Origin of the sequence: Rheinheimera sp. 4Y26, from assembly GCF_025245835.1 — a bacterium.
GTDB lineage: Bacteria > Pseudomonadota > Gammaproteobacteria > Enterobacterales > Alteromonadaceae > Pararheinheimera.
In genome coordinates this window covers 66,112-91,621 of sequence record NZ_JAOBWS010000001.1, presented here as the reverse complement: position 1 = coordinate 91,621, position 25,510 = coordinate 66,112, and the positions used below count along the sequence as shown (strand labels likewise).

At 49.1% G+C, this 25,510-nt stretch carries 21 protein-coding genes; 6 read left to right on the top strand and 15 right to left on the bottom strand.

Annotated features, from left to right (window positions below):
• Positions 1–330: 330 nt before the first annotated feature.
• The gene (locus N3Z11_RS00320; protein ID WP_260655141.1) at positions 331–1,467 is read left to right on the top strand and encodes a site-2 protease family protein; all 1,137 of its coding nucleotides are present in this window, start codon (positions 331–333) and stop codon (positions 1,465–1,467) included.
• Positions 1,468–1,509: 42 nt separating this feature from the next.
• Here the strand turns inward: N3Z11_RS00320 and rsuA are convergent, their stop codons facing one another.
• Together rsuA and N3Z11_RS00310 are read right to left on the bottom strand one after the other, a co-directional pair.
• Positions 1,510–2,208, bottom strand: a complete 699-nt coding sequence (rsuA, locus tag N3Z11_RS00315; RefSeq protein WP_260655140.1) for a 16S rRNA pseudouridine(516) synthase RsuA — start codon at positions 2,206–2,208, stop codon at positions 1,510–1,512.
• A gap of 76 nt (positions 2,209–2,284) precedes the next feature.
• Entirely contained in the window at positions 2,285–3,031 is a 747-nt protein-coding gene (locus tag N3Z11_RS00310) for a substrate-binding periplasmic protein (RefSeq protein ID WP_260655139.1), read from the bottom strand.
• A 360-nt stretch (positions 3,032–3,391) separates the two neighbouring features.
• Here N3Z11_RS00310 and N3Z11_RS00305 point away from each other — a divergent pair, with 360 nt between their 5' ends.
• Positions 3,392–4,738, top strand: a complete 1,347-nt coding sequence (locus tag N3Z11_RS00305) for a sodium-dependent transporter (RefSeq protein ID WP_260655138.1) — start codon at positions 3,392–3,394, stop codon at positions 4,736–4,738.
• A 97-nt stretch (positions 4,739–4,835) separates the two neighbouring features.
• On the opposite strand, the gene N3Z11_RS00300 is transcribed toward N3Z11_RS00305, so the two are convergent.
• From N3Z11_RS00300 to sstT, 7 genes are all read right to left on the bottom strand, one after another.
• Positions 4,836–5,273 (bottom strand): hypothetical protein, encoded by a 438-nt coding sequence (locus tag N3Z11_RS00300; protein WP_260655137.1) that lies wholly within the window; start codon positions 5,271–5,273, stop codon positions 4,836–4,838.
• A 233-nt stretch (positions 5,274–5,506) separates the two neighbouring features.
• Complete coding sequence (cysQ, locus tag N3Z11_RS00295; RefSeq protein ID WP_260655136.1) at positions 5,507–6,310, bottom strand: 3'(2'),5'-bisphosphate nucleotidase CysQ; 804 nt, start codon at positions 6,308–6,310, stop codon at positions 5,507–5,509.
• Positions 6,311–6,328: 18 nt separating this feature from the next.
• Positions 6,329–6,931, bottom strand: coding sequence for an adenylyl-sulfate kinase (gene cysC / locus N3Z11_RS00290; protein ID WP_260655135.1), 603 nt, complete (start codon positions 6,929–6,931; stop codon positions 6,329–6,331).
• Positions 6,932–7,011: 80 nt separating this feature from the next.
• Entirely contained in the window at positions 7,012–8,445 is a 1,434-nt protein-coding gene (gene cysN / locus N3Z11_RS00285; RefSeq protein ID WP_260655134.1) for a sulfate adenylyltransferase subunit CysN, read from the bottom strand.
• Positions 8,445–9,362: a sulfate adenylyltransferase subunit CysD gene (gene cysD, locus N3Z11_RS00280; RefSeq protein ID WP_313771327.1), complete on the bottom strand. Its 918-nt coding sequence runs from the start codon at positions 9,360–9,362 to the stop codon at positions 8,445–8,447. The genes cysN and cysD overlap by 1 nt, the downstream gene beginning before the upstream one ends.
• 54 nt (positions 9,363–9,416) lie before the next feature.
• Complete coding sequence (gene cysG / locus N3Z11_RS00275; protein WP_260655132.1) at positions 9,417–10,838, bottom strand: siroheme synthase CysG; 1,422 nt, start codon at positions 10,836–10,838, stop codon at positions 9,417–9,419.
• Between the two features lie 304 nt (positions 10,839–11,142).
• A complete protein-coding gene (sstT, locus tag N3Z11_RS00270) occupies positions 11,143–12,348 on the bottom strand; it encodes a serine/threonine transporter SstT (RefSeq protein ID WP_260655131.1) in 1,206 nt (401 codons plus the stop codon).
• 208 nt (positions 12,349–12,556) lie between these two features.
• Here sstT and N3Z11_RS00265 point away from each other — a divergent pair, with 208 nt between their 5' ends.
• Positions 12,557–13,726, top strand: a complete 1,170-nt coding sequence (locus N3Z11_RS00265) for a lipopolysaccharide assembly protein LapB (protein WP_260655130.1) — start codon at positions 12,557–12,559, stop codon at positions 13,724–13,726.
• Here N3Z11_RS00265 and N3Z11_RS00260 read toward each other — a convergent pair.
• The gene (locus N3Z11_RS00260; protein ID WP_260655129.1) at positions 13,689–15,074 is read right to left on the bottom strand and encodes a S41 family peptidase; all 1,386 of its coding nucleotides are present in this window, start codon (positions 15,072–15,074) and stop codon (positions 13,689–13,691) included. The two genes, N3Z11_RS00265 and N3Z11_RS00260, sit on opposite strands and share 38 nt — an antisense overlap.
• 661 nt (positions 15,075–15,735) lie before the next feature.
• Between N3Z11_RS00260 and N3Z11_RS00255 the strand changes: the two genes are divergently transcribed.
• Entirely contained in the window at positions 15,736–18,501 is a 2,766-nt protein-coding gene (locus N3Z11_RS00255) for an Ig-like domain-containing protein (protein WP_260655128.1), read from the top strand.
• A gap of 71 nt (positions 18,502–18,572) precedes the next feature.
• Here N3Z11_RS00255 and N3Z11_RS00250 read toward each other — a convergent pair whose 3' ends face one another.
• Genes N3Z11_RS00250 through N3Z11_RS00240 form a run of 3 tightly spaced genes read right to left on the bottom strand, consistent with a single transcriptional unit; the run spans position 18,573 to position 22,870 of the window.
• Positions 18,573–19,307 carry a phosphoadenylyl-sulfate reductase gene (locus tag N3Z11_RS00250; RefSeq protein ID WP_409566850.1) on the bottom strand — a complete coding sequence of 245 codons (735 nt, stop codon included), beginning with the start codon at positions 19,305–19,307 and terminating at the stop codon, positions 18,573–18,575.
• A gap of 30 nt (positions 19,308–19,337) precedes the next feature.
• Positions 19,338–21,062, bottom strand: a complete 1,725-nt coding sequence (gene cysI, locus N3Z11_RS00245; RefSeq protein ID WP_260655126.1) for an assimilatory sulfite reductase (NADPH) hemoprotein subunit — start codon at positions 21,060–21,062, stop codon at positions 19,338–19,340.
• Positions 21,062–22,870, bottom strand: coding sequence for an assimilatory sulfite reductase (NADPH) flavoprotein subunit (locus N3Z11_RS00240; RefSeq protein ID WP_260655125.1), 1,809 nt, complete (start codon positions 22,868–22,870; stop codon positions 21,062–21,064). Before N3Z11_RS00240 ends, cysI begins: the two co-directional genes overlap by 1 nt.
• 266 nt (positions 22,871–23,136) lie before the next feature.
• Here N3Z11_RS00240 and N3Z11_RS00235 point away from each other — a divergent pair, with 266 nt between their 5' ends.
• Together N3Z11_RS00235 and N3Z11_RS00230 are read left to right on the top strand one after the other, a co-directional pair.
• Positions 23,137–23,961 carry a YggN family protein gene (locus tag N3Z11_RS00235; protein WP_260655124.1) on the top strand — a complete coding sequence of 275 codons (825 nt, stop codon included), beginning with the start codon at positions 23,137–23,139 and terminating at the stop codon, positions 23,959–23,961.
• Positions 23,962–24,040: 79 nt separating this feature from the next.
• Complete coding sequence (locus tag N3Z11_RS00230; RefSeq protein ID WP_260655123.1) at positions 24,041–24,391, top strand: RidA family protein; 351 nt, start codon at positions 24,041–24,043, stop codon at positions 24,389–24,391.
• A gap of 54 nt (positions 24,392–24,445) precedes the next feature.
• Here N3Z11_RS00230 and N3Z11_RS00225 read toward each other — a convergent pair whose 3' ends face one another.
• Together N3Z11_RS00225 and N3Z11_RS00220 are read right to left on the bottom strand one after the other, a co-directional pair.
• A complete protein-coding gene (locus tag N3Z11_RS00225) occupies positions 24,446–25,225 on the bottom strand; it encodes a glycosyltransferase (protein WP_260655122.1) in 780 nt (259 codons plus the stop codon).
• Positions 25,226–25,349: 124 nt separating this feature from the next.
• The gene (locus tag N3Z11_RS00220) at positions 25,350–25,502 is read right to left on the bottom strand and encodes a hypothetical protein (protein ID WP_260655121.1); all 153 of its coding nucleotides are present in this window, start codon (positions 25,500–25,502) and stop codon (positions 25,350–25,352) included.
• Between the last annotated feature and the right edge of the window lie 8 nt (positions 25,503–25,510).

Below are 25,510 nucleotides of genomic sequence, written 5' to 3'. Positions count from 1 at the left end.
AAGGTTCAGCCGCCGCAACAAAAACCACAGCCTCACTCTGGCAACAGCACAAAACCCTGCAGCTATGCTTAAAAAACTAACAGAAGTTATTGATGATACAAGCTATTTAACCCTGACGATTCGTCAGTACAGAATATAGCCGCACGACTGACGCGGGCTCGTCCATGTGCAAAAAATCAGCAGGCAGCACCGATCTGCCGCAAAGTCATACCCCTTGGCGCAAAGCACAGGCATAATTTTGCTTTTTGCCAAACCCGGCGCAGCCTGATAGCGGCCTGTACTGATCACGGAACTCTGATCTCCCCTCTGATATTTTGGAACTGAATTGCTGTGGAATTATTAAAAATCGACTGTTTAGGCAAACAACTACGACTGGAAGGCTCGATGGCCGGCTGGCAACAATTGTTCTGGGACAGACAGCTGGTGTCACAACTCAGTGCAACGGCGGAAGACGCGTCGCAGCGCACGCATCAGTTTGAATTGCTTGCCAAATCGCAAGCGGATGCCTTAACAGGCATGCCACTGCCAGATGAAGGCACAGACGACAGCCAGCTGCTCAGTGTCAAACTTGAAACCGAACTGCAGTGGCAGCCTTTTGTGCTGAAATACCGGCTTTTTATCAATAATGAACTGCATAGCAGCGGCGAGCGCAACACTAAAGATATTGAACGGCAGCAGCCTGAACAGGCGCCGGCAAAACCAACACAACAAAGCTGGCTGGGGCTGGCCTCTTTGGGCTTTAAGCTGTTTAAAAGCGCCAAAGTGATCAAAGTGGTACTGGCCGGAGCCAGTGTGGCGGCTTATTCCTGGTTGTTTTCATTGCAGTTTGCACTGGCGCTGCTGGCCTGTCTGGTGTTTCACGAGTATGGCCATATCCGCGCGATGAAATATTTTGGTATGAAAACCAAAGGCATTTACCTCATTCCATTTTTGGGTGGTTTGGCGCTTTCCGACGAAAAAATTAATACCCGCTGGCAGGATGTGGTGATTTCCATTATGGGGCCTACTTTTGGCCTGCTGCTCTCCATTGCCTGCCTTGTGGTCTATTGGCTCACCGGCAATATCTTTTTTGCAGGTTTAGCCACTTTTAACGCACTGCTGAACTTATTTAACCTGCTTCCGGTGTTGCCGCTTGATGGTGGCCATATTCTGAAAAGCATCAGTTTTTCGATGAACAGCATTGCAGGTTTGGTTGGCACAGTTGCCGGTGCCTTGCTTGGGGTTTATGTCAGTTACAGCCTGGGGCTGGCGCTCTTTGGCTTTTTATTGTTGGTGGGTAGTTTAGAAATTGTCTTTGAATGGCGAGGCCGTCATCAAAGCCACCTGTTGCCGCTGGACAGATACGGCCAGTTGTTTTCTGCCATCTGGTATTTGCTGACGGTAGGTTCACTGATTGGCATTATCTGGTATTTCGCCAAATCCGGTGACGACATCCTGGCGTTGCCACTGAAGATTTTACAAAGTTAAGCAGAACGCCGGGCGCAGCTTTATGCTGCGCCGGCGCAAGCATCAACCGACAAAAGCCGCCACTTCTGCTTCCGTTAAAACGCGGTATTCACCTTCAGCCAGGCTATTGGCGTCTAACACAAAATCACCAATTTTTTCGCGGTGCAGTTTTTCCACTTTGTTACCAATAGCGGCAAACATGCGTTTGACCTGATGATAACGGCCTTCGTGAATAGTTAATAAACATTCATGCGGACTGACAATTTCCAGCTGTGCTGCTTTGGTGGGGTGTTTTTCACCGCGCAGCATCACACCTTCGGCAAACAACCGGATGGCCGAATCATCCACAGGATCGGCCAGCCAGGCGCGGTAAGTTTTGGCACATTCGTGTTTGGGCGAACTGATTTTATGTGACCACTGACCATCATCAGTGATCAACAATAAACCTGTAGTATCCAGATCCAACCGACCTACCGTATGCAGTTTGTCCAGTCTGGGTTCGTCCATTAACACAAAGACGGTGTTGTGGTCAGGGTCATCCGTAGAGCAGACATAACCGGTCGGTTTATGCATGACAAAATATCTGGGGCCGGTCAGAGCGAGAACTTCACCGTCCAGTTCCACTTGTTGTTCAGGCTTCAGCTGGGTGGCAGGTTGTTTACAGGGTTGCCCGTCAATCAGCACTAAAGCCTGACGGATCAGTTTGCCAGCCTGGCTGCGGGTCAGGCCGGTACAATCACAAATAAACTTATCTAAACGCATCACAAGGCTCTGGCAAAAAGAGGCTAGTGTAACGGGCTGGCCACAGCGGCTCAACCTTGCACTGGTATCAAGGCCGTTATTGTGCTTTTAAACCGTAAAGTTCCAGCCGGGCTGTCCAGAATTCCTGTTTGGGTAATTCGTTAATGGCTTTGTCAAAGGCGCCCAGCAGGTTCTGATAATGTTGGGTCAACAGCAGTTGTCTTTTGTAAGCAGGGTAAGGTTCACCGACAATACGGAGTTTACCCAGATAATGTTGCTGCCGGCCGTAATATAAAAAGCTGGACCTGGTGATCACTACATGGTCGACATTACGCTCGAGCAATCTTGCCAGATTTTCTTTATCAGATTCCGCATCCAGCCGGGTGACACGCCGCTGCTCTACCAGCTCATTGACGCCGGGGTAACTATAACCCCGGATTGCCCCCAAAGTGCTGCCGGCGAGGTTATTCAGTTCGGTTAAATCACCGGTAAATTCACTATGGCTGACAAACACATCGCGGTCGATAAAAATTTCTGTCGTCCAGCTATATGGCTGCACTTTATTGCTGAACCAGGCCGGATTGGCCCATAACACTATGGTGGGTTCACCGGCCTGCAGGCGGGCATTGAGTTGTGGACGTGGCAGAAATTTATATTGCAGCTGGTAATTTTCGCCGAGTTGCTGTTGTAGCGCCCGCACCAAATCGTAGTTTAAGCCGGTTTCGGCTTCGGCATTAATTACAAAAGGAGGTGAACTGTGGTAACCGTACAACGTGAGCTGAGTGGCTGCCAGTACCTGCGGCAAAAACAGCCAACAACAAAGCAGCAGCAATTTTTTGGCCATTTTTACCTCCGGACAATATTGTTATTTAACCTTAGTCGCCGCATTGCTAAAAATGAAGGCCACATGACTGAAACTTATGCCATAACAGTGTGCTGAACTCCAGCATGAAGATACATTTAATTAACATCATTTAATTCATCAGCCAGCATGATACAAAACTACCGGTTAGCAGCTCCGGCCAGTACTCCCTGTTGTTTAAATCGGGCTGCCGCTCCCTGTAGCGCTAAGCTGTTGTCGCTTACCGCGTTTTAACTTTTCTGCTGCTCCAGTCAACTATTTTGGTTGCAATAGACCTGCTATTTCCTCTACATTGCTGCAGCAAATAACTATTAGAACTATTAACTTCACCTCGGGACAATCATGAGCAATACCACTACAGCCCGCGGCAGCTGGGGCTCCCGCATCGGTTTTATTCTGGCGGCTGCAGGTTCAGCCGTTGGTCTTGGCGCCATCTGGAAATTCCCTTACGTCGCCGGCGCCAATGGCGGTGGTGTATTCCTGCTGGTTTATCTGGCCTGTGTCTTCTCGGTAGGTGTTGTGATGATGCTGGCCGAAATGATGATTGGCCGCAGCGCGAAAAAATCTGCAACCTCCGCTTATCGCGTGTTAGGCAAAAGCAACTGGCATCTGGCGGGCTGGATTTCAGTGCTTTGTGTGTACTTAATTCTTGGTTTTTATTGTGTGGTGGGTGGCTGGACCATTGCTTATATAGTGGAAGCAGTGAAAGGTGACATACTGACCACAGATGCCAAAGTGCTCAGTGACACCTTTACCAACTTCATTGCCAATCCAACTTCAGCTTTGATTTATACCGCAGGCTTTATGGGCATTACGGCTGCCATTGTCATCGCTGGTGTGCAATCTGGTATTGAACGTATCTGTAAAGTACTGATGCCGGTACTCTTTGCCCTGATGCTATTTATGGTATATCGCAGTCTGACGCTGCCAGGTGCTGTTGAAGGTGTGATGTATTTTATTACGCCGGACTGGAGCAAACTGTCGGTAAAAATGGTGCTGGATGCATTGGGTTTAGCGGTGTTTTCGCTGTCAGTGGGTGCTGGTTTAATGATTGCTTACGGCTCTTATTTAAGTGCTGAAACCAAGGTAGTGAACGCAGGTTTATGGATAGCTGGCCTTGCCACTATGGCAAGCGTATTAGCAGGTTTAATGATTCTGCCTGCAGTATTTGCTTTCCATGTTGACCCGGCTGCTGGCCCGGGCCTGACCTTTATTACCATGCCGGCGCTGTTTGCCCAAATGGCCGGTGGTCAGATTCTGGCGCTGGTATTCTTTTCACTGCTGTTATTTGCTGCTGTGACTTCTTCGATTTCGATTCTGGAACCGGCAGTGGCCTTCCTGATTGACGAATACGGCCTGGCGCGTAAAAGCGCCACCCTGATTGTCAGCATCAGCAACTATGTGGTGTTGGGCATTCCGGCGGCATTATCTTTTGGCGCTATGTCTGAAGATATGAAAATCCTCGGTAAAACACCTTTTGATTTAATGGACTTTGTTGCATCCAATTTATTAATGCCGCTGGGCGGTATGCTGGCCGCAGTTTTTGTTGGCTGGCGCATTTGGCCTGAAATCCGTGCAGTACTGGCCGGTGAAATGAACAAAACTATGCTGCACTGGTACCGGCTGATGGCGGCTATTGTAGCACCGCTGCTGATTGCGATAGTGGCTTATATGACCATTAAAGGTTAATCTCGGCCCGGTTTTGATACCGGCGGACAACAATAAGAAAGCTGCCTTTGGGCAGCTTTTTTATTGGATAACACAACAGGAATTACACCTTGTTGTTTTATCCTTGTTTCAGTGGTTTTTCAGCCTTTTTGCTACTGGGACGTTCTCGTTGTTCCGGTAATTGCGCTGTCAGACTGGCTGGTTTTTTAGCCGAAGGCGCAAAAGCACTTGGCATGACTTCAATACCCAGTTTACGGCCCAGTTTTACAATCAGCGGAATAGTGACAGGGGCGAAAGGCAAAATGGCAAAAATGCCCAGGCCTGTAGCACGCAGCACATCCGCCAGCTGAGCATTGGCCGCTGCTAAATCGGCTTTGCTGGCTTCACCTGATAAATAACTCTGATAAATACGCAACATTTGGCGGGTTTCCGCCTTTTCCTGCGACAACGCTGTTTTTAACCGGATCATACTAAAACGGATCCGGATCATACTTTTGCGCCTTTGTAACCGCAGCACCCTGATCGGCGCTTTATGCAGATGACGTAGCAGCCCCATACCGATCCCCGTTGCTTAACCCAGCGCGCTGCCAACTTGCAGCCTGATAAAAAAACTATAGCGCTATTATCCGCCGCCGGACGCCGAAACAACAGCGCTATTTATCGAAGATGTACTAACAATTGGTCGAATAAAAGGACTTGATGCTCTGTCGCTCAAGCACTTTGTCAACACAACTTATAAGTTGAGATAAATGACTCAGGCCTGAACAAAAGATGGATCAGCAGCCGTTATCAGGCCTGCACGGTAAAATGACCATTGCGCAATTCTTCCCGCTGATAGGCTGGCCCCTCGATGCCGTCATAACTGACGCTGGCACCTGCTGCAACCGCAATCACATGACCGGCGCCCGTGTCCCACAGCATGGTGGGGCCTAATCTTGGGTATAAATGTGCGCAGCCTTCGGCCACCAGACAGAATTTTAATGAACTGCCTACTGCCAGTAATTCATGTTGTGGGTATTTCGCCAGCACAGCGTCCATCCCTGGCTGAGCATGGCTGCGGCTGCCAACAATTTTCACCGGCTCTCCTGCCACAGCTTTTTGGGCGTGAATGGGTCTGGTTTGCTGTTGCCCCAGCGCATCCAGTTCTGCCACAAAAGCGCCCAGCCCCAGCACTGCACTGTAGGTTTTTTGCAGCACAGGAGCGTGGATCACGCCAAGCACAGGTTCACCTGCCACTATCAAGGCGATGTTGACGGTAAATTCACCGTTGCGTTTAATAAACTCTTTGGTGCCATCCAAAGGGTCCACCAGCCAATAACAATGCCAGTGCTGGCGTACGCTCCAGGGAATATCGGCCGCTTCTTCGGATAGCACCGGGATGTCGGGCGTTAATAACGCCAACTCGCGCATAATCAGCTGATGCGCGGCTAAATCGGCGGCGGTGAGCGGGCTGTCGTCGGCTTTGTGCTGCACTGCAACTGCTTGTGGTTGATGGTAAATCGCCAGAATAGCCTCGCCTGCGGCCACGGCAATGTGGCAAATCTGCGGTAACCACTGGCTGAGTTGTTGTTGTGTTGGCGTGTAAGAAGTCATCTACATCAGGTCCTGCATTTAGCTTTGTGGCCGGATAATGCCACGCTGCTCCAGTAATAGCAGCAGCTGCTGAACACTTTGTTCCAGCGAAAGCAGCGCTGTATCCAGCCTGATATCCGGTTGTTCCGGCGCTTCATAAGGGTCTGAAATACCGGTGAAATTTTTAATTTCACCCAGCCGGGCTTTTTGATACAAGCCTTTCACGTCGCGTTTTTCGCATTCTTCGAGCGAAGTCGCGACATACACCTCAATAAATTTGCCATCAGGCAATGCCTTGCGAATGGCGTCACGCTGGCTTTTTAGTGGTGAAATAAAAGCGCTGAGTACAATTAAACCTGCATCTACCATCAGGCCGGCAACAGCGCCCACCCGGCGGAGATTCTCGCTGCGGTCCGCTTCGGAAAAACCTAAATCGGCACATAACCCATGGCGTACATTGTCACCATCGAGCAAATAAGTATGAGCGCCACGCTCAAGCAACGCCTGTTCCAGCGCACCTGCGACTGTTGATTTACCGGCACCGCTTAAACCGGTAAACCACAACACCACAGCTTGTTGTTGTTTATGCGCTTCCCGCTGTTTGCGGTCAACCTGATGTTGTTGCCAGACAATATTGTTCATAACACCTCTGTAAAAACCCGCACCAGCGGCCAAACAGCCGGCAACCTATTGATGATTGCCGGGCTGCGCTGTTAGAGCTGTTAGCCCAGTCTGGAAATATCAACCGCCTGCCAGTGCGGATAATGTTTACGCACATAAGCATTCAGCTCCAGCTCGGCCGTACTGAATCTGCTTTGTTGCTGCACTGGGGCGAGATCACTGTCGACCAAACCTGCACCCACAGTGATATTGCTTAAACGGTCGATAAAAATAAAACCACCGGTGTCACGATTCTGCCGGTAAGGGTCAAACACAATAGCTTCAGTCAGTTCCAACTCCACCAGCGCTATGCCATTTAATGCCAGGCTCTGTGCTTCAGACTCTGCCAGCGTATTCACATCAATGGCATGGCGGATAGCTGTGACTTTGCCCGCCACTTTTTTACTGGCCAGTTTAATGTTGTAACTTTTATTCAGCTGCAGCGGATCTTCGTGCATCCACACCACTTTGGCCAGAATACGGTTGGAAACCATTGCCTGATGCTGTTTGGGCGCTATCACATCGCCACGGCTGATATCAATTTCATCCTGAAGCGTTAAGGTGACCGCCTGACCGGCCACAGCAGAGGGCAGCTCACCATCAAAAGTGACAATAGATTTAATCACTGAACTTTTACCCGAGGGCAGCGCGACGATGGCATCCCCCACCTTAAACTGACCTGCGGCAATAGTGCCGGCAAAACCCCGGAAATCCAGGTTCGGCCTGTTGACATACTGCACCGGCAACCGGGCTTCACCTGCCAGGTTAAACCCTGTAACCGGAGCGTTTTCCAGTTTTTGCAATAAGGTTGGGCCTTTGTACCAGGGGCTTTGGCTTGATCGGTTCACCACGTTATCGCCGTTCAGCGCGGACAGCGGCACAAAATCAATGTCCGGGCCCTGCTCTGTGCCCAATTGCTGCTTTAACTGCCCGGCAAAAGCCAGATAATCCTGCTGAATTTGTTCAAACCTGTCTTCGGCAAAACCCACTAAATCCATTTTATTAATGGCCACCACAAAGTGTTTGATGCCCAACAGTGCACAGATAAAACTGTGACGGCGGGTTTGGGTCTGCACACCATAACGGGCGTCGATCAGAATAATGGCCAGGTCACAGTTAGAAGCACCTGTCGCCATATTGCGGGTGTACTGCTCATGGCCCGGGGTGTCGGCGATAATAAATTTGCGTTTGGCGGTGGAAAAATAACGGTAGGCCACGTCGATAGTGATGCCTTGTTCACGCTCCGCCTGCAGACCGTCGACCAGCAGCGCCAGGTCGATACTCTCGCCTGTGGTGCCGTGCGTTTTACTGTCTTTATGCAAAGCCGCCAGCTGATCTTCGTAAATCTGCGCACTGTCGTGCAACAAACGGCCAATCAGCGTACTTTTGCCGTCGTCCACTGAACCACAGGTTAAAAATTTCAGCAAAGACTTGTGCTGTTGTTGTCTGAGGTATTCTTCAATCCCCAGTTGTTCCAATTCAATAGCGACTGACATCAGAAGTAGCCCTCACGTTTTTTCTTTTCCATCGAACCACTGGAATCGTGGTCAATCACCCGGCCTTGCCGCTCGCTGGAGCGCGACAACAACATTTCTTCGATAATGGCGGTTAAGCTGTCGGCGTCCGACTCAATGGCGCCGGTCAGCGGGTAACAGCCCAGGGTTCTGAAACGCACCAGCTTTTGCTCTGGTTTTTCGCCAGGCTGAAGCGGCATCCGGTCATCATCCACCATGATCAGGGTGCCGTTGCGCTCCACTACAGGGCGGTAAGCCGCCAGATAAAGGGGCACAATTTCAATATTTTCCTGATAGATGTATTGCCAGATATCCAGTTCAGTCCAGTTCGACAGCGGGAACACCCTGATACTTTCACCTTTGTTCACCTGACCGTTGTAGGTGTGCCACAACTCAGGGCGCTGGTTTTTTGGGTCCCAGCGATGGTATTGGTCGCGGAACGAATAAATCCGCTCTTTGGCGCGGGACTTTTCCTCATCGCGGCGTGCACCGCCAAAAGCAGCGTCAAAACCATATTGATTCAGTGCCTGTTTTAAACCTTCGGTTTTCATCACGTCGGTGTGTTTGGCGCTGCCAAAGGTAAAGGGATTCATGCCCATGGCCAGGCCTTCCGGGTTTTTGTGCACCAGCAGGTCGAAGCCGTACTCTTTGGCCAGCCGGTCACGAAACGCAATCATTTCGCGAAACTTCCAGTCGGTATCGACATGCAAGAGCGGAAACGGAATTTTGCCAGGATAAAAAGCTTTGCGTGCCAGATGCAGCAGCACCGACGAGTCTTTACCAATGGAATACAGCATCACCGGGTTATCAAACTCGGCCGCCACTTCACGGAAGATCTGGATACTTTCCGCTTCCAGCTGTTGTAAATGCGTTAAGGTTTGCACTAGACGACCCTCAATTTAAAAACAAATAAATTTGATGTATTTCATTCTTGTATCAAGCAGGCTTTAGCCTCAGGCCAGCTTGGCCAAAGGCTGGGCAAATACTGCAGCATTGGTTTGTGTGCCATACCAGGCCAGCTTTTGCTGCAGTGCCACCACTTCACCAATCACCAGCAAAGCCGGCGACTGTACCTGCTGTTGTTCAATTAAATCGGCCAGTCGCGCTAAGCTGCCGGTAATCACCCGCTGTTGTGGTCTGGTACCGTTTTCTAAAATAGCGATCGGTGTGTCAGCAGCACGGCCAGCAGCCAATAACTGCGCCTGAATATGCGCCGATTTCATCAGCCCCATATAAATCACTAAGGTTTGATTCGGGCGGCTTAAACTGTGCCAATCCGGCTCTTTACCATCTTTCTGGCAATGGCCTGTGACAAACTGCACCGCCTGGGCGTAATCACGGTGCGTCAGTGGAATACCGGCATAAGCAGCACAACCTGCAGCCGCTGTGATGCCGGGCACCACCTGAAACGGAATTTGATGGGGCAATAACACTTCAATTTCTTCAGCGCCCCGGCCAAAAATAAAGGGGTCGCCGCCTTTTAACCGGCAGACTTTTTTACCGGCAAGGGCTAAATCAATCAGCAGCTGATTGGTATGTTCCTGCGCCACCGAATGCGCGCCGGCTTTTTTGCCCACACAAATCAGTTCAGCGTCCCGGCGCACCAGCTGCATTATGGGTTCGGACACTAAATAGTCGTACACCACCACATCGGCTTGTTGCATCAGTTGCAACGCTTTCAGGGTGAGCAGCTCCGGGTCGCCCGGGCCTGCGCCCACCACATAAACTTCACCTTTTGAACTTTGATGATCATTCAGTGATTGGCGAAGCTCAGCTTCTGCGGCATCCAGTTGCTGTTTTTGCACCAGACTAACGATATTGGAATTAAACACTTTTTCCCAAAATTGCCGGCGCTGCGCAAAACCCTGAATTTTTTGCTGCACTTTGCTGCGAAAGCTGCCGACCAGTTCAGCCAAAGGCCCGAGATGCTGAGGTAACAAAGTTTCTAATTTTTCGCGTAAGCGGCGCACCAAAACAGGCGCTGTGCCGCCGCTGGAAATAGCCACCAAAATTGGCGAACGGTCGATAATCGAAGGGAAAATAAACTCACATTTGTCCTGATCATCCACCGTATTCACCCAGATTTGCCGTGCCGTTGCCGCCTGATGTACAGCAGCATTCACCGCGTCATCATCGGTGGCGGCCAGCACCAGCCAATGGCCGGCCAGTTGAGAATCGGCAAAATCGCCCTGAATTAACCGGGCTTTTTGCTGTTGCTGCCAGGCATAAAATTCGGCTTCAAACTGATGGGACACCACAGTTAATACCGCACCGGCACTGAGCAAAGTACGCGCTTTACGCAGCGCCACATGGCCGCCGCCAACCAGCAACACGGCTTTGCCGGTTAAATCGGTGAAGATAGGTAAATACTGCACTGCTTGCTCCCGCTACCAAGTCGCTATTTTCTTGCCTGCAGCGGGATTGGACAGAGTGCTACCCTCATCACCGCCGGATCATCAACGATGCGATATTAGACGTCTAAACGTCCTGATTCCAAGAAGGGATTGCGCTCAGTTATAACCAAATGGAATTAGCAGAGTGGATAAACCAAAGAATTAACACACAAGATGCAATAAACCAGCGGCAGCCGGCAAAATTAGGGGCAGAGGGATAAAGCAGAACACAAAAGACAAACCGGGTTGTGCTGCTGTTGTCCAAAAACAACAGCAGCACAACTTATCAGGCAGAATGACGCTGACAAACAGCGGCAGTAAAGACCACATCAGTTGAGCTATTTAATGCCGTTTCACAGGAATCCTGCACCACACCAATAATAAAACCTATAGCCACCACCTGCATGGCAACATCACTGGAAATGCCAAAAAGGCCACAAGCCAGCGGGATCAACAATAATGAACCACCGGCAACACCGGATGCACCACAAGCACACACAGCGGCCACCACACTCAATAACATTGCAGTGGCAAAATCCACCTGAATGCCCAGCGTATGCACTGCCGCCAGCGTCAGTACAGTGATGGTAATGGCAGCACCGGCCATATTAATAGTGGCGCCCAGCGGAATAGACACTGAATAGGTGTCTTCATCTAATTTGAGTTTTTCCGCCAACATCATATTGACCGGAATATTGGCGGCTGAGCTGCGGGTAAAAAAGGCCGGAATACCACTTTCTCTTAAGCAGGTGAGCACTAAAGGATATGGGTTTTTGCGGGTGGTAATAAACACCAGCAGCGGGTTGACCAACAACGCGATAAACAACATAGAACCCACGAGCACCAGCAACAACTGGCCATAACTGGCTAAACCGGCAAAACCTGTGGTGGCCACTGTTTCGGCAACCAGGCCAAAAATACCAATAGGGGCCAGTTTAATGATAAAAGTGACCAGCATCGAAATACCGTGCGACACATCGGTAAACACCTGTTTGGTGGTTTTATTGGCATGATGTAACCCCAAACCCAGACCAATAGCCCAGGCCAAAACACCAATAAAATTACCGGTCAGCAGGGCATTGATCGGGTTATCCACCACCTGGAATAACACTGTTTTTAATACCTGAGCAATACCTTCAGGCGGTGTGACAGCTTCAGCAGCTGCGGCCAGGTTTAATGTGGTAGGAAATAAAAAACTTGCAGCTACGGCGGTTAAGGCCGCTAAAAAAGTGCCGGTTAAATACAGCACCAGCACGGGTTTCATTTTGGCCTGACCGTCAATTTTGCGGTTGGCAATGGATGAGGCCACCAGAATAAACACCAGAATTGGCGCTATGGCTTTGAGCGCTTTGACAAACAGCGCTCCCAAAATGGCAACCGCCTGCCCAGCTTCAGCTGACCAGCTGGCTAATAAGGCACCACACAAAATACCTAGCATAATTTGCGGCACCAGGCCCAGCTTAAAGCCCGGTGTTGAAGTTGTAGAAGTCATCAGCGCATTGTTCCTGTTGTTTTATTTTGTCGCCGATTGTGCCGTTAAAGCGCCGCCGCAGCAAGTTGTGTGCTGTGGCAAGTGCTAAAACTGCGGCGGCGCCCCGGTGTTCCTGCGCAAGTTCACTGAATTTTGCTCTTTGACAAGGCTTGGATTTTAACCACCTTCATGTTATCAATATGAAATAGTTGTAAATGGACTTACCCGGATGAAATTACCTCTGCCGTTGATTCTGCTGCTTATTTTATTGCAAGCTTGCAGTCAGACCCCTGCGCCAGCAATCACGCCACCGCAAACACCCCAACATTATTTTGCCAAACCAGCGGCCCATGCCATTCCCGAGGTGGCAGCTTTTTATCAGCTGAGCGACATACAGCAACAACAGTTTTTGCAGTTTTATCAGCAAAGCGAGCTGCAGCAGATGCCCGGCTATGAAAGGCTGGAACTGTTTCTGAGCAAGCAGTTGTCAAATTTTCATTATGAAGGCAAAAACTACAGCGCCAGCCAAACCATGCAGCTGATGTCGGGCAATTGCATGTCTTTGGCGGTGCTCACCACAGCTTTGGCAAAACTGGTGAATATTGAGGTGGGTTACAGAGCAACTTATGGCGAACCGATGTTGAATTTTTCCGGTGATGTGTTTATCAGCTCAGACCATGTCCGCACTTATCTCTTTGCGCCGCAAGAGGACACAATGCAACAGCTGCGGGTACAACGGGCCGCAGTCGCTATTGATTATTTTCCGGAGCGGTTAGACCGGCTGGGCGCTATGTTTGATCACCGCCGCTTTGCCGCCATGATGTACAACAATCTGGCGGCGGATGCGCTGCTTGCCGGAGATCAAAATAAAGCCTTCTGGCTAACCCGGGCTGCATTACAACAAGAGCCAACCTACAGCGCCAGCATTAATCTGCTCGGCGTTTTGTACCGTCGTGCCGGAGATTTACGCTCAGCGCAACAATGGTATGAATTTGGCCTGAAACACAGCATGAACCCGGCAGCCATCGCCAGTAACTACCTGTTGGTGGCACAGGAGCTGAACGACAGCGCAGCAGTAAACCGCCTGGAAACTCTGCTACTGCAAAGCGACGACGACAACCCTTACAACTGGTTTTATCTGGCTTACCAGGCCGAACAACAGCAACAACAAGACAGGGCCATCCGTTATTACCAGAAGTTGCTGGAGCAGGCGCCATACCTGCACAGAGCCAACCTGGCATTGGCCAGACTCTATTTGCAGCAAAACAACAACACAGCAGCCAGCAAAGTGTTACATGAGGCACTGCGTTACAGTTATGAACAAGGCCAGGTGGCTATGTATAAGGCCAAACTGCAGGCCGTTAACGGACACCAGAGCGGGCAAGCACTGCCTGAATAAGGGTGTTTGGCGCAGTCACATCATCCGGCATCAACCAGTCCGGAGTTAACAACTGTCCGGTAAAACCACCTTGTGGTCTTGCTGCCCAAAATCTTGGCACTATGATGTCTAACTTACTGTGCGGCAGAGTAAAAAACTGAATGCCACCAGTGCTGCGTGAGCGCACATAACTGCCTTCACCGGCCAGAGTGGCAAAGCCAAAATCCTGCATCACATTACAAAATTGCACGGCCGATGAATAAGTACGACGGCCTGTCAGCACCACGACTTTGCCCTGAAAACGCAGCGGATTTTTGAGTTGTGGCTGATACCAGGTTTTAAATTCACTTTCGATCACCAATCCTGCTGGCTCAGTGGCACTGGCGCGGTTGGCGATGACTTTTTTCCTGTTGTGTGAGCCGACCCGAAATGGCTGGTCCGCCAGGTAAGGCAGCACATGGTCAATCCAGACTGAGTCGTTGCCACCGCGGTTTTCCCGCACATCAATAACGAGGGTTTTTGCGCCGGACTTTTGTATTTTGGCAAAAACTTCTTTGGTAAAAACGCCAATCTCCTGTTCGTCAGGCCAGCTAAAAGTACCGAGCTTCAGATAGGCGCTGTTGTTATCTAAAACACCATAACTAAAATTATCAGCGAAGTTTTCGCTGGTTTTACCAATCACAGCAACTGCCCGACTGGCTGGCAGTGTCACTTCACTGATGTTGTCGTTTTGCTTTAACTGCAATTTAAATTCAGCCGGCGAGCCAAATACACTGGCGTAATACAACTGAAAAGACGGCGCCAATAAGTTGGCTCTGTTCAGTGGGGTGTCGCCGTGGCGCAGCGCCAATAATTGCCTGCCGACCAGCGGTGCCAGCACACCATTAATACTTTCAATGGTGGCGCCGCGCCAGGGTGTATCAGCGCCACCGGCCAGCGCCAGCACTGTCAGCTCGCCGTCTGGTCTGATATGCACTTCCAGCGGAAACACACCGCCGGTTTTTTTGATCAACTGCTGCATATCGGTTTGGTCCTGCGGCAAATTCACCGACCAATGGGCGTCGTTAAATAATGGGTTTAATTTGCCGGCCTGATGCCAGAATTGATTGGCTGTCATAGGTTGGGTCAGGCTGGCCTCAATCTGCAAAAAAGCTTGTTCAAGCTCTGTGACTGAAGCGGAATGAGCAATATCAGGGTGGGTATCTTTGATAAAAGTCCGCAGACTTTGTAAATCTTCTTTCAGCTGCGCCGGGCTCAGCTGAACTTCAGCAATAACGGCCTGTTGTCTGGAATTGCCAGCCATACTGACCGATGGCAGCAACCCCAACATCAAACATAAAGTGGGGAATAACAAAATTTTAGCAAACATAAAATTTTCCAAATCCGTGAAAAAGGGGTTTCGCTGGATTGGTCGAATCATGTTTGAAAAAAGTTGGTTAAATTTTCAATTATTTAACGAACATGATAAATGCCGCCGCACGCTCAGGTGAAAGCTGCATCAATCAAAACACTACAGGCCTGCGGCACAACACAACTAAATTTCTGGCTTCACGGCCATCCCCATCCAGATGCAAACCACATTCGCAGCCCATGCAAGTTTTCAAATTCAGACAGGAATAAGGCACAGATATTATTGCAATCAGAGGCACACTGTACCTTTTTAATGCATTTTAATTATTGATTCGTTATCATTAAACTTATAAAGAACCAAATAAAAATATTTTGTAAATTTTATTGATTTAAAATAGAGATTTATCAGTGGCCGGCAGCAAAATCTAAATCAAAAAAGCTCCAACTGCTGCTTGCTTATCATCAGAAGCGAGCGTCGAAGCAGCGACCATTCTGTCGATATAATGACCCTAATCTGTTTCATGATAAAAATCTCAGAACGCTTCTAAATGTTCTCATGCCTAACTTTTTAGGAAGGTTTAAGAAAAACATGAGCAGCGATGCTAAACACATACAAGACGCGTCATTAAAAACGCCAGCTTTATATAAAGTACGAAGTTAATCATTGATAAGGAATTCAAATGTTCAGAAAAACGGCATTGCTTGTTTTATTAATACTAAATCAAACTGAATTATTACAAGCTCAGGAAATCTTAGATCCCATATCAGAAAAACCTAAAGTAAAGCTCAGCCATATGACTGAAGGTTTTTTTAATTTGAATGAAAAAGTATATTTTGTCGGGCGTTTCGGTCAGAGATACTCTTTTTTGCAATTGGATCCTGTGACGAATAGTGTCGTTCAAGTTGCCGAAATTCCAGAGGCATACAGAGCCTGGCCCACATCAGGACAATATGACACAGGCCCGGACATATCTCATATGGTTCCCATCGGCAATCGCCTGATGATGGGAGACAAGCGTTCAGGTTTAAAGGACTGGTTCGACCCAAGTTCTGGCTCTTTTTACAGTGCTTTTGCACATAAACCCAACGCTCATCAGGATGACTGCCGTTTATCGGGCTGGGATAATGGCCCGATACTAGCTTGCTCTGTCGCATATGGTTCGCAAAACCCAGCGCGTAAACTTTATTACCGATTAGAGCGAACCGATGGCTTGTTTCATGCCATTAATGACGCAGAGATGGTTAGCTTTACTGAAAGCATGGCGATTGAAAATGGTCTGTTTTGTTATAAGAGCACTGTTAACGAGCGCGAACAATGCTCTGAGTGGCCTTCGCAAACAAGCTATGTGGCCCCCGAAGGGAATTCTACCCGCGTAGTGCAGCACAACCATATTTTCTGGTTGAAGGAAAATGGTGAAATTGTCATGCAACAGCGGCACAGTGCTAACCAGACAAGTTTAAGCACTGCTGCGCAAACAACACTGCTGAATTCTGCCGGCATTATTGCTGTGAATTCTGAAAATCTGCTGTATGTCGTTGCAGGCACCAATGGCGAAAACTCGCAAATAAAACGTCTGAACTTTACTACCCAACGCATTGATATTATTGACTTAGGCGATAATCCGACCGAATTTTTGGATCAGAACATCAAGCCCTGGCATCTTACGCAGAATCGCTCAATCAATTCGGTTGTTGACGGCAGTTTTGTCTACAGGTCAAAACTGGGTGGTATCAAGCTGCTAAAACAAGATGACATCGCATTTCAACTGGTACAAGCAGACCCTTATGTACAATGGGACGATATATATCCAACAGCCGGATTTATCGAACTCAAAGATCAACTGGTCATCGTTGGTGATAGTTGTGCGTTGAAGGATAAATATGGTGTAGTGTTCCCTGTGCCGGAGGCATGCGCTGGCCGGACTCCATTCTTTTATTTAACCTCGGGTCAGCGAATACAGAAAGCGGAAGTGTCGGGTTTATTTGCAGCTGCCGAAACACCAATACGTCAATTAACCAGTTGGAACAAACAGTTATTCTGGTATGAAAAAAGCGAACAAGAAAAATGGTTAATCAAACGCTTTAATCCGAAAACACAAAAAATAGATATAGTTAGGGAAGATGATTTTGCGTACTCCAGCGGCAAGCTGTTGGCGGGAAGCTCTGAACTATGGCTGCAGGATGGCTATCGGGGTTTTTACCGATTCAACTCTGAAACGATGAAATTTGAGTTTAAGACGGCTTTACCTGATGCCTACACTTTACTTGATAGCGGTATTTTACACGGAGATCATTATTATTTTGTCACTTCACAGACAAAAGAGTCCCCTTACAATTCATTTATCCATCGGTTTAATTTGATTTCAGGGCAAATCCAAACACTGAAAACACTAACCAACATTTCGCCATATCCGAAGCTGCTGGGTGTGAGCAACAATAAATTGAACCTCTCGTTTTCCCGTTTAGTGGATGATCAATCGCTCAGTTCAGGCGGAGTTTTGGACTTATCTGACTTTACTCTTACATTCAATCAAGCCTTGGCAGATGACAGTCAATCAGGCTTGCCAACAGCACATTTTTATATAAATGAGACATTTGAATTTCAGAATAAATTATATGCTCTGGGCCATTCCAACTATCGTAATAGTCTGATTCAGCTCGATTTAGCGAATCAAACCAGAAAAAGCTTTCCAGGATCACCCAGACATCCGATTGGAGGATTTGAACGCCAGAGTCATTTTGTATTCGCAGATAAACTTTTCACTAGTTGGGGACAACAATATGCTGCTGACGGCTCAATGATAATTGAACCCTTGGCTGGATCTTTTTCTCACTTTGTACATTACCAGGACACAACATATTTGTTGAGCGAAACACAACTCGAAAAGTTAACGTTCAAAGATGGCATGGTAAACAGCGAGTCGAACTTACTAGGGAATAAACTTTTAATTCCAATAAATGCCAATGCGATCGAACTGGGTGGCAAACTGTATTTTGTGGCGCGAGACATCAGCAATGGCGAGCGGATCCGAATCATTCAGCTGCCTAACAGGCCACCCATCGCCAAAGATGATAACGCCACCACCAACAACAGCAGCAAAATAACCATCGCAGTCCTCAATAACGATACTGATCCGGATTTTGACGTAATAGGGATTCAGGAAGCGAAAGCAACTCAGGGCATTGTCAGTATTCAGCAAGATCAACAGCTGAGTTATCAGCCCAAAGCAGGGTTTGTCGGTATCGACGACATTCAATATCAGGTTACTGACGGCCGGGGTGGGATCTCCACCGCAAAAGTAAGTATCACTGTCACCGTAACAGATGTACCTCCGGTCACAAAACCTGAAGCGCCTGCGGAAAAATCGGGGGGTAGCCTGGCATTTGGTTGGCTTACGCTGCTGTGGTGTGCTGCGCAGTTCAGAAGCAGATGGAACTCAAAATAGAAAGGGGGCTAGTTCATCGGCGTGTCCGCTAAACAACGGGCACGCATTTTATTGCTGCTGATTGTGTCGGTTCAGAGCCCATCCCCATCCAGATGCAAACCACATTCGCGGCCCATGCCGTTAAAGCGGGTGTCTTCTTCAGTCATACCGGCTTGCAGCGGACGGCTGGAGTGGGTGTCGCCTACTGACACATAACCCTGCTCCCACAACGGGTGGTAAGGTAAGTTGTGGTCTTTTAAATAGTAGTGAATATCTTTATTGCTCCACTCGACGATAGGACAAATTTTTACTACGCCCCTTTGTACACTGACAATTTGGGTATCGGCTCGGGTGGAGCTTTGGCTGCGGCGCAGGCCACTGAACCAGCTTTGTACTGCCAGCTCCTGCTGCGCCCGCTGCATCGGCTCTACTTTATTCAGCTGGTTGTATTGCTTCAGTCCTTCGGGGCTGGTCCAAAGCTGGCCAAAACGGGCTTCCTGCCAGGCCGGGCTTAAATGACTGCGGTAAACCTTTAAATTCAGCTGCAGCCGCTCTGTTAATTCATCAATAAAACGATAAGTCTCAGGGAATAAATAACCGGTGTCGGTCAGCACCACCGGCAAATCCGCTTTCACGCTGGTGCAAAGGTGCAACATCACAGCGGCCTGAATACCAAAACTGGAGCTGAGCATATGTTTACCAGGCATTTCTTTCAGTGCAAATTCAACCCTTTGCTGCGCCGTTAAAGGCGCAAGCAATTGGTTAATTTCCAGCAGCGCTTGTTGCTGCGCTGCCTGGTCTAACTCTAATAACTGCTGATAACTCATCATGTTCGAAACTCCAAAGCTGTTGCCGGCTCAGGCATGAAAATCTGTTTTACTGACTTTCACTTCTGCCACGACACCAATCCGAATGACAAAATCACCAAAACATTCACCGGCATTGCGCTCAACCGCCCAGCGACCAATCAGCGTATCGAGCGCCGCCAGAATGTCAGCTTCAGCCACGTTGTCTAAATACAGTTTTGGAATACGGGTACCGGCTGTGTTGCCGCCTAAATACAAATTGTATTTGCCCGGGCCACGCCCCACTAAACCGGCTTCAGCCAGCATTGCGCGGCCACAACCGTTCGGGCAACCGACTACCCTGAGAATAATATGATCATCCGCTACACCATGTTTAGCCAGAATGCCTTCCACATGAGTGACCAAAGTTGGCAGATAACGTTCAGCTTCTGCCATCGCCAATGGGCAGGTTGGTAAAGACACACAGGCCATCGAATTTTTGCGCTGCGCTGTGACTGAGTCTTCAATCAGGCCATGAGCGCGGGCAATAGCTTCAATCTGTGCTTTATCTTCAGCGGCCACACCAGCAATGATTAAATTCTGGTTGGCCGTCATGCGGAAATCACCTTTGTGGATTTTGGCAATTTCCGACACGCCGGTTTTTAGTGGTTTGCCCGGGTAATCCAGCAAACGGCCGTTTTCGATAAAAAGCGTTAAATGGTGTTTACCATCAATACCTTCCACCCAGCCAAAACGATCGCCGCGGTGGGTAAACTCATAAGGCCGGCTTGGCTGAAAGGTCACGCCAACGCGTTTTTCCACTTCCTGTTTAAAGGTGTCCACGCCAATACGGTCGATGGTGTATTTGGTTTTGGCGTTTTTACGGTTCACCCTGTCGCCATAATCACGTTGCACTGTGACCACATGTTCAGCCACTTGCAGTACATGCTCCAGGCCAATAAAACCAAAGTCTTCAGCACGACGCGGGTAAGTACCTTTGTCACCATGCGTCATGGCGAGGCCACCACCCACTAACACGTTAAACCCCACCAACTGGCCATTTTCGGCAATAGCCACAAAGTTTAAGTCGTTGGCATGCACGTCAATATCGTTGTGCGGCGGAATGACCACTGTGGTTTTAAACTTGCGCGGTAAATAGGTATCGCCGAGGATTGGCTCAACCTCAGTCGTTTCTACTTTTTCTTCATCCAGCCAGATCTCGGCATAAGCGCGGGTTTTTGGCAGCAGATGTTCAGAAATTTTCACTGCCCATTCATAGGCTTGCTGGTGCAGCACCGACTCCACCGGGTTTGAAGTGCAAAGCACGTTGCGGTTTACATCACCTGCTGTGGCAATTGAGTCTATGCCAATGCTATTGAGCATCTGGTGCATAGGTTTGATATTCGGCTTAAACACACCATGGAACTGGAAGGTCTGACGGGTAGTTAAGCGGATGCTGCCGTAAAGGGTTTTTTCACTGGCAAATTTATCGATTGCCAGCCACTGCTCAGGTTTGATAATGCCACCCGGCATCCTGGCGCGTAACATCACGTTATGCAGTGGTTCCAGTTTTTGTTCGGCGCGTTCAGCCCGTAAATCGCGGTCATCTTGCTGATACATGCCGTGAAAACGCACCAATAAGAAGTTATCACCGGTAAAACCACCGGTAATTTCGTCTTTTAAATCTGTGGTGATAGTGCCGCGTAAATGATGACTTTCCGCTTTTAAGCGTTCGTTATCAGACAGCGCGCCCTGCACCTGCAGCTTTGGATCTATCGGGTATTGTGGCGTTGTCATTAATAAACATCCTTCTGATAACGTTTGTGTTCACGCAGTTGTTCTAAATAATCGGCGGCGGCTTCTTCGGTTAAGCCACCAAATTGTTGCGCAATTTGCAGCAGCGCCTGGTGCACGTCTTTGGCCATTTTGCTGCCATCACCACAGATATACAGATGGGCGCCTTGTTCTAACCAACTCCAGACTTCAGCCCCTTTGGCCAGCAGCTTGTGCTGTACATAGATTTTTTCGGCCTGGTCGCGGCTAAAAGCCACATCGAGTTTGCTCAGCACTCCACGTTTTAAATAATCCTGCAGTTCCACCTGGTATAAAAAGTCCTGGGTAAAATGCGGATTACCAAAAAACAGCCAGTTTTGGCCAGTGGCACCGGCGTTATCCCGTTCCTGCAAAAATGCCCGGAAAGGTGCAATACCTGTACCCGGACCAATCATAATTACCGGTGTGTCATGGCCTGGCAGGCGGAAATTGTCGTTGTGTTCCACAAAAACCTTCACTGGCTGGCCTTCAGCTAAACGCTCGGCCAAAAATCCGGAAGCACCACCCAAATGGGTGTGGCCAAAAGCGTCATAACGCACCACACCGACAGTTAAATGCACTTCTTCACCCACTTCCGCCTGGCTGGACGCAATGGAATATAACCGCGGTTGTTGTTTACGCAGGCTATCTGCTAACTGCTGTGCGCTTAACGAACCCGGGAATTGCAGCACCACATCGGCAGTTTGATGCTGTGCTAAAAATTCGCGCAGCGCGGCTTTATCGCTTGCAAGCTGTTGCAAGGCTGCATTGCCGGTGGCTGCCGCGTATTTTTCGACAAAAGACGGATAAGACTGCGTCAGCTCCAGCTGCTCAGTGAGGGCTTTTTCAATAGAGACTTGTGCACCATCCAGCGTCACTTCAGTTGCAGCAGCAATGCCGGTGGCGGTCAGAATAGCGTTTACCAGCGCCGGATCATTCTGGAAATACACCCCAAGGGCGTCGCCCGGCTGATAGGTCAGGCCTGAGCCTGACAGCGAAATTTCAATATGGCGTACATCTTTGCTGGAATGACGACCGGTAATTTTTTGATTGACGGACAACTCAGCGAGCAGCGGATTTTGCTTGCTGTACAGACTATGATGGCCGTCAGTGGCACCAGGCCAGGCAATCACCTGCGCTGAAGGCGCAGTATTGGCCGCAGTTAATAAAGGCGCAAATTGCGCCAGCGCCTGCTGTTGCCACTCAGAGGCTGGAGCTTCGTAATCCACATCCAATAAAGCCACTGGCTGCAGCCTTGTTGCACCAAATGCCGCCAGCTTATTGTCAAAATCCAAAGCTGTCTGGCAGAAATATTCATAAGAGCTATCCCCCAAACCAAGCACTGCATAATGTAACTGCTGCAGCTGGGGTGCCTTTTTGCCAAACAAAAACTTATGAAAACTCACGGCAGATTCAGGCGGTTCACCTTCACCATAAGTAGAAGTAACGATGATTAAAAACTTCTCTTTGGCCAGTGCATTGGTTTTATAACTGGCAATATCCAGCAACTGTACCGCAAACCCCTGCTGCTCAGCGGCGGCTTTAATTTTTCCGGCCACCCCTTTGGCATTGCCGGTTTGTGATGCATATAAAATGGTCAGCGTTGCCGCTTCTGCTACCTGAGCCGCAGCCACAGGCCCCGCCTGCTGACCGGCCAACTGCGCTGCCGCGGCCAGATAACCACTGACCCAGGCTTGTTGAATGGGATTCAGCTGGCTGACCAGCGCCTGTAAATTTTTAACTTGCTCGGCACTTAGCGGGCTTGCTTGTGCACTCAGTGAAGCCAGAAGCATAACAACACCTGTTTTTATTCAATTGCCCGCATTTTAGCCGTCTATACGGATATTAATGAAAGAATCGATCCTTCCGCTTTATGCGATTTGGTTATATAGCGGTCATCACATCAACACTGTAATTTTTTGACTAAAAATTGGTCATTCTGACGATGCGCTGCCATGCCAACCTTTAACGAATAAAAAATAAATCAATAAATACAACAACTTAATATCTGGCATAGCCTTTGCGATGTGCTGCTATCAACCGACACAAGGGGTCTACCATGAAAACATTAATCGCCACCGCTATCGCTGCCAGCCTGTCTTTTTCTGCTTTTGCCACTGATTCACAAAATTGCGCTTTGCAATTTAAAGACGATTTAGTAATAAACCCAACTTCAGTTCAGTTACAACGCGCCGACCAGTCTTTATGGCTGATCAACAGCGAAGGTCAGTTATTCCTCGATGGTAAAGCCGTCAGCACAGACGCCAATACCCAACTGGCTCTGCAACAATATCAGCAAGGACTGCGCGGTCAGGCTCAGGAAACCGCTCTGCTGGTGGCCGATGCACTGCAAATGGCGTCTGAAGCCATCAGCCGCGTGGTGACACAGTTTGGCGGTGACAACAGCGACGTACAGCTGGGCATAGATAAATCTTTAGCCAAACTGCGTGGCAATATTGATCAGCTGGTGATTAAAAACGGCGATGAGATCCGCATCAACGGCAGCAAATTACATAATGCCGACGCTGAATTCTCCAAAGAGTTTGAACAAGCCATCGAAAGCTCAATGACCGAAATGACCGGCTCTATGCTGGTGATGGTAGGTCAGGCCATGTCCCGTGGTGAAGGTAACTTTGAACAACGGATGGAACAGTTTGGCCAGGAAATGGAAAAGTTTGGCCAAGAGCTGGAAGCTGATATGGAAAGTCGGGGTGCTGAGTTAGAAAAACGTGGCAACAGCATTTGCCAGAACCTGCAGCAGCTTGACCAGCTGGAACAGCAAATCCAGCAGCAGGTACCGGCCATGACCGCTTTTGATCTGATCAACACCAGCGAAAAAGGTTTACAGCTGAGCTTCAAATCAGCAGATGGTCAGACCGAATAGTCAGTTTGCTTTAAACAAGTTATCCTTATCTCCTGAATTCGCCGCGCAACCTGCGCGGCATTTTTTTGGAGTTAAGCCAATGAGTATTCAACGTATTTTACCTGCCAGCCGTTATTCCGAAGCTGTGATTGCCGGCAACTTCATATTTTGTGCCGGCATGGTGCCGGAGCGTACCGACGGTGACATTGTGGCCCAGACCAAAGACGTGCTGGCGCAGATTGATGCTTTGCTGGCCAGATGTGGCTGCGACAAAACCGCTATTGTGGATACGGTGATTTATCTCGCGGACATGGCCGACTATAACGGCATGAACCAGGCATGGGATAGCTGGGTGGCGCCTGGTCAGGCACCGGCCCGCGCTACTGTTGAGGCCCGCCTGGCCAATCCGGCATGGTTGATTGAAATTAAAGTAACAGCGTATCAGGGCTGATCTGTTGCTGTTAAGCCCCGCGCTGAGGTGCAGCTCCCGTGCTTAGCGTAGGGCCTAACCCTGACTCAGCCCATAACGGCTTTTCAGCTGTTCAAGCAAGGACTGCTGCGGATAAGTCTGGTTTTTATCATAACCATGCTGACGCAGCATTTCGTTATACAAATGCACTGTATAACTGCCGGTTAAATCACTGAGCTCAATGCCGCCCTGATAAATCAGCTGCCAGTGAGCAAAATGCACCGGATAAAACATCTGCTCCGGCTGGATATAAGACTGCAAGGCAAAATAATGAACGGCACGGGTCAGCCCCTTGGGCCCGCCAATTTCACCCCAGCCGACATTGCCTCTGTGATTGCCAAGCAGGTAACGGCGCGCCAGTTTTTTCAGCTTCAGCCGCAGATCATCATAAGGTAACCAATGGTTTGGGTTGGCGCAGCTGTCGGCCATAAAACGGCAAAACGGATGGGCCGGCGGAAAACACAATAAACCTGAGCCCACCAGCTCACTTTCCCAGCCAAAAACGATATCAGGTTGTGCCGGCAGCCTCTGCAAACACACCATGTCCATATCCACCCAATAACCACCATGCTGATACAACATTTCCCAGCGAAACCAGTCGGAAAACAGCGCCAGGCTGCCTTTCTGATTCACAAAAATATGTTGTTTATCAAGGATGGTATTGGCATCGCGGATTTCGGCACCTGCCGGCACCTGCTGCACACCGTCGTAGGTATAAAGCACAAAGTGATGGCCGTGCTGCAGATAAGACTGCACCACCAATTGTTCGACGGCGCTGAGGCTACCGCCGATCCATAATCCATACACTGTTTGCATCTGCGCTCCGGCTCAAGAGTTTGAGCGCTCTATTATACCCAAGCGCTCAGGCGCTGCAGAGCGGGTCAGCCAACAAATTTAGTAAATCCGGATATAACGCTGCTTTTATCAGCAGCATCGGCGGTTAAATTTTACAGGCACCACCGGCACAATCATCTTCATCCGGCAAAGCGGCGGCATCGGCAGCAGCCTGATCGGCCAGTTCCAGTTGTCTGGCATTTTTTTCTTCTGCGGCATCAAAGTCCAGATGGTCTAAATCAAAATCAAATTCGCTCATTTTTGCGT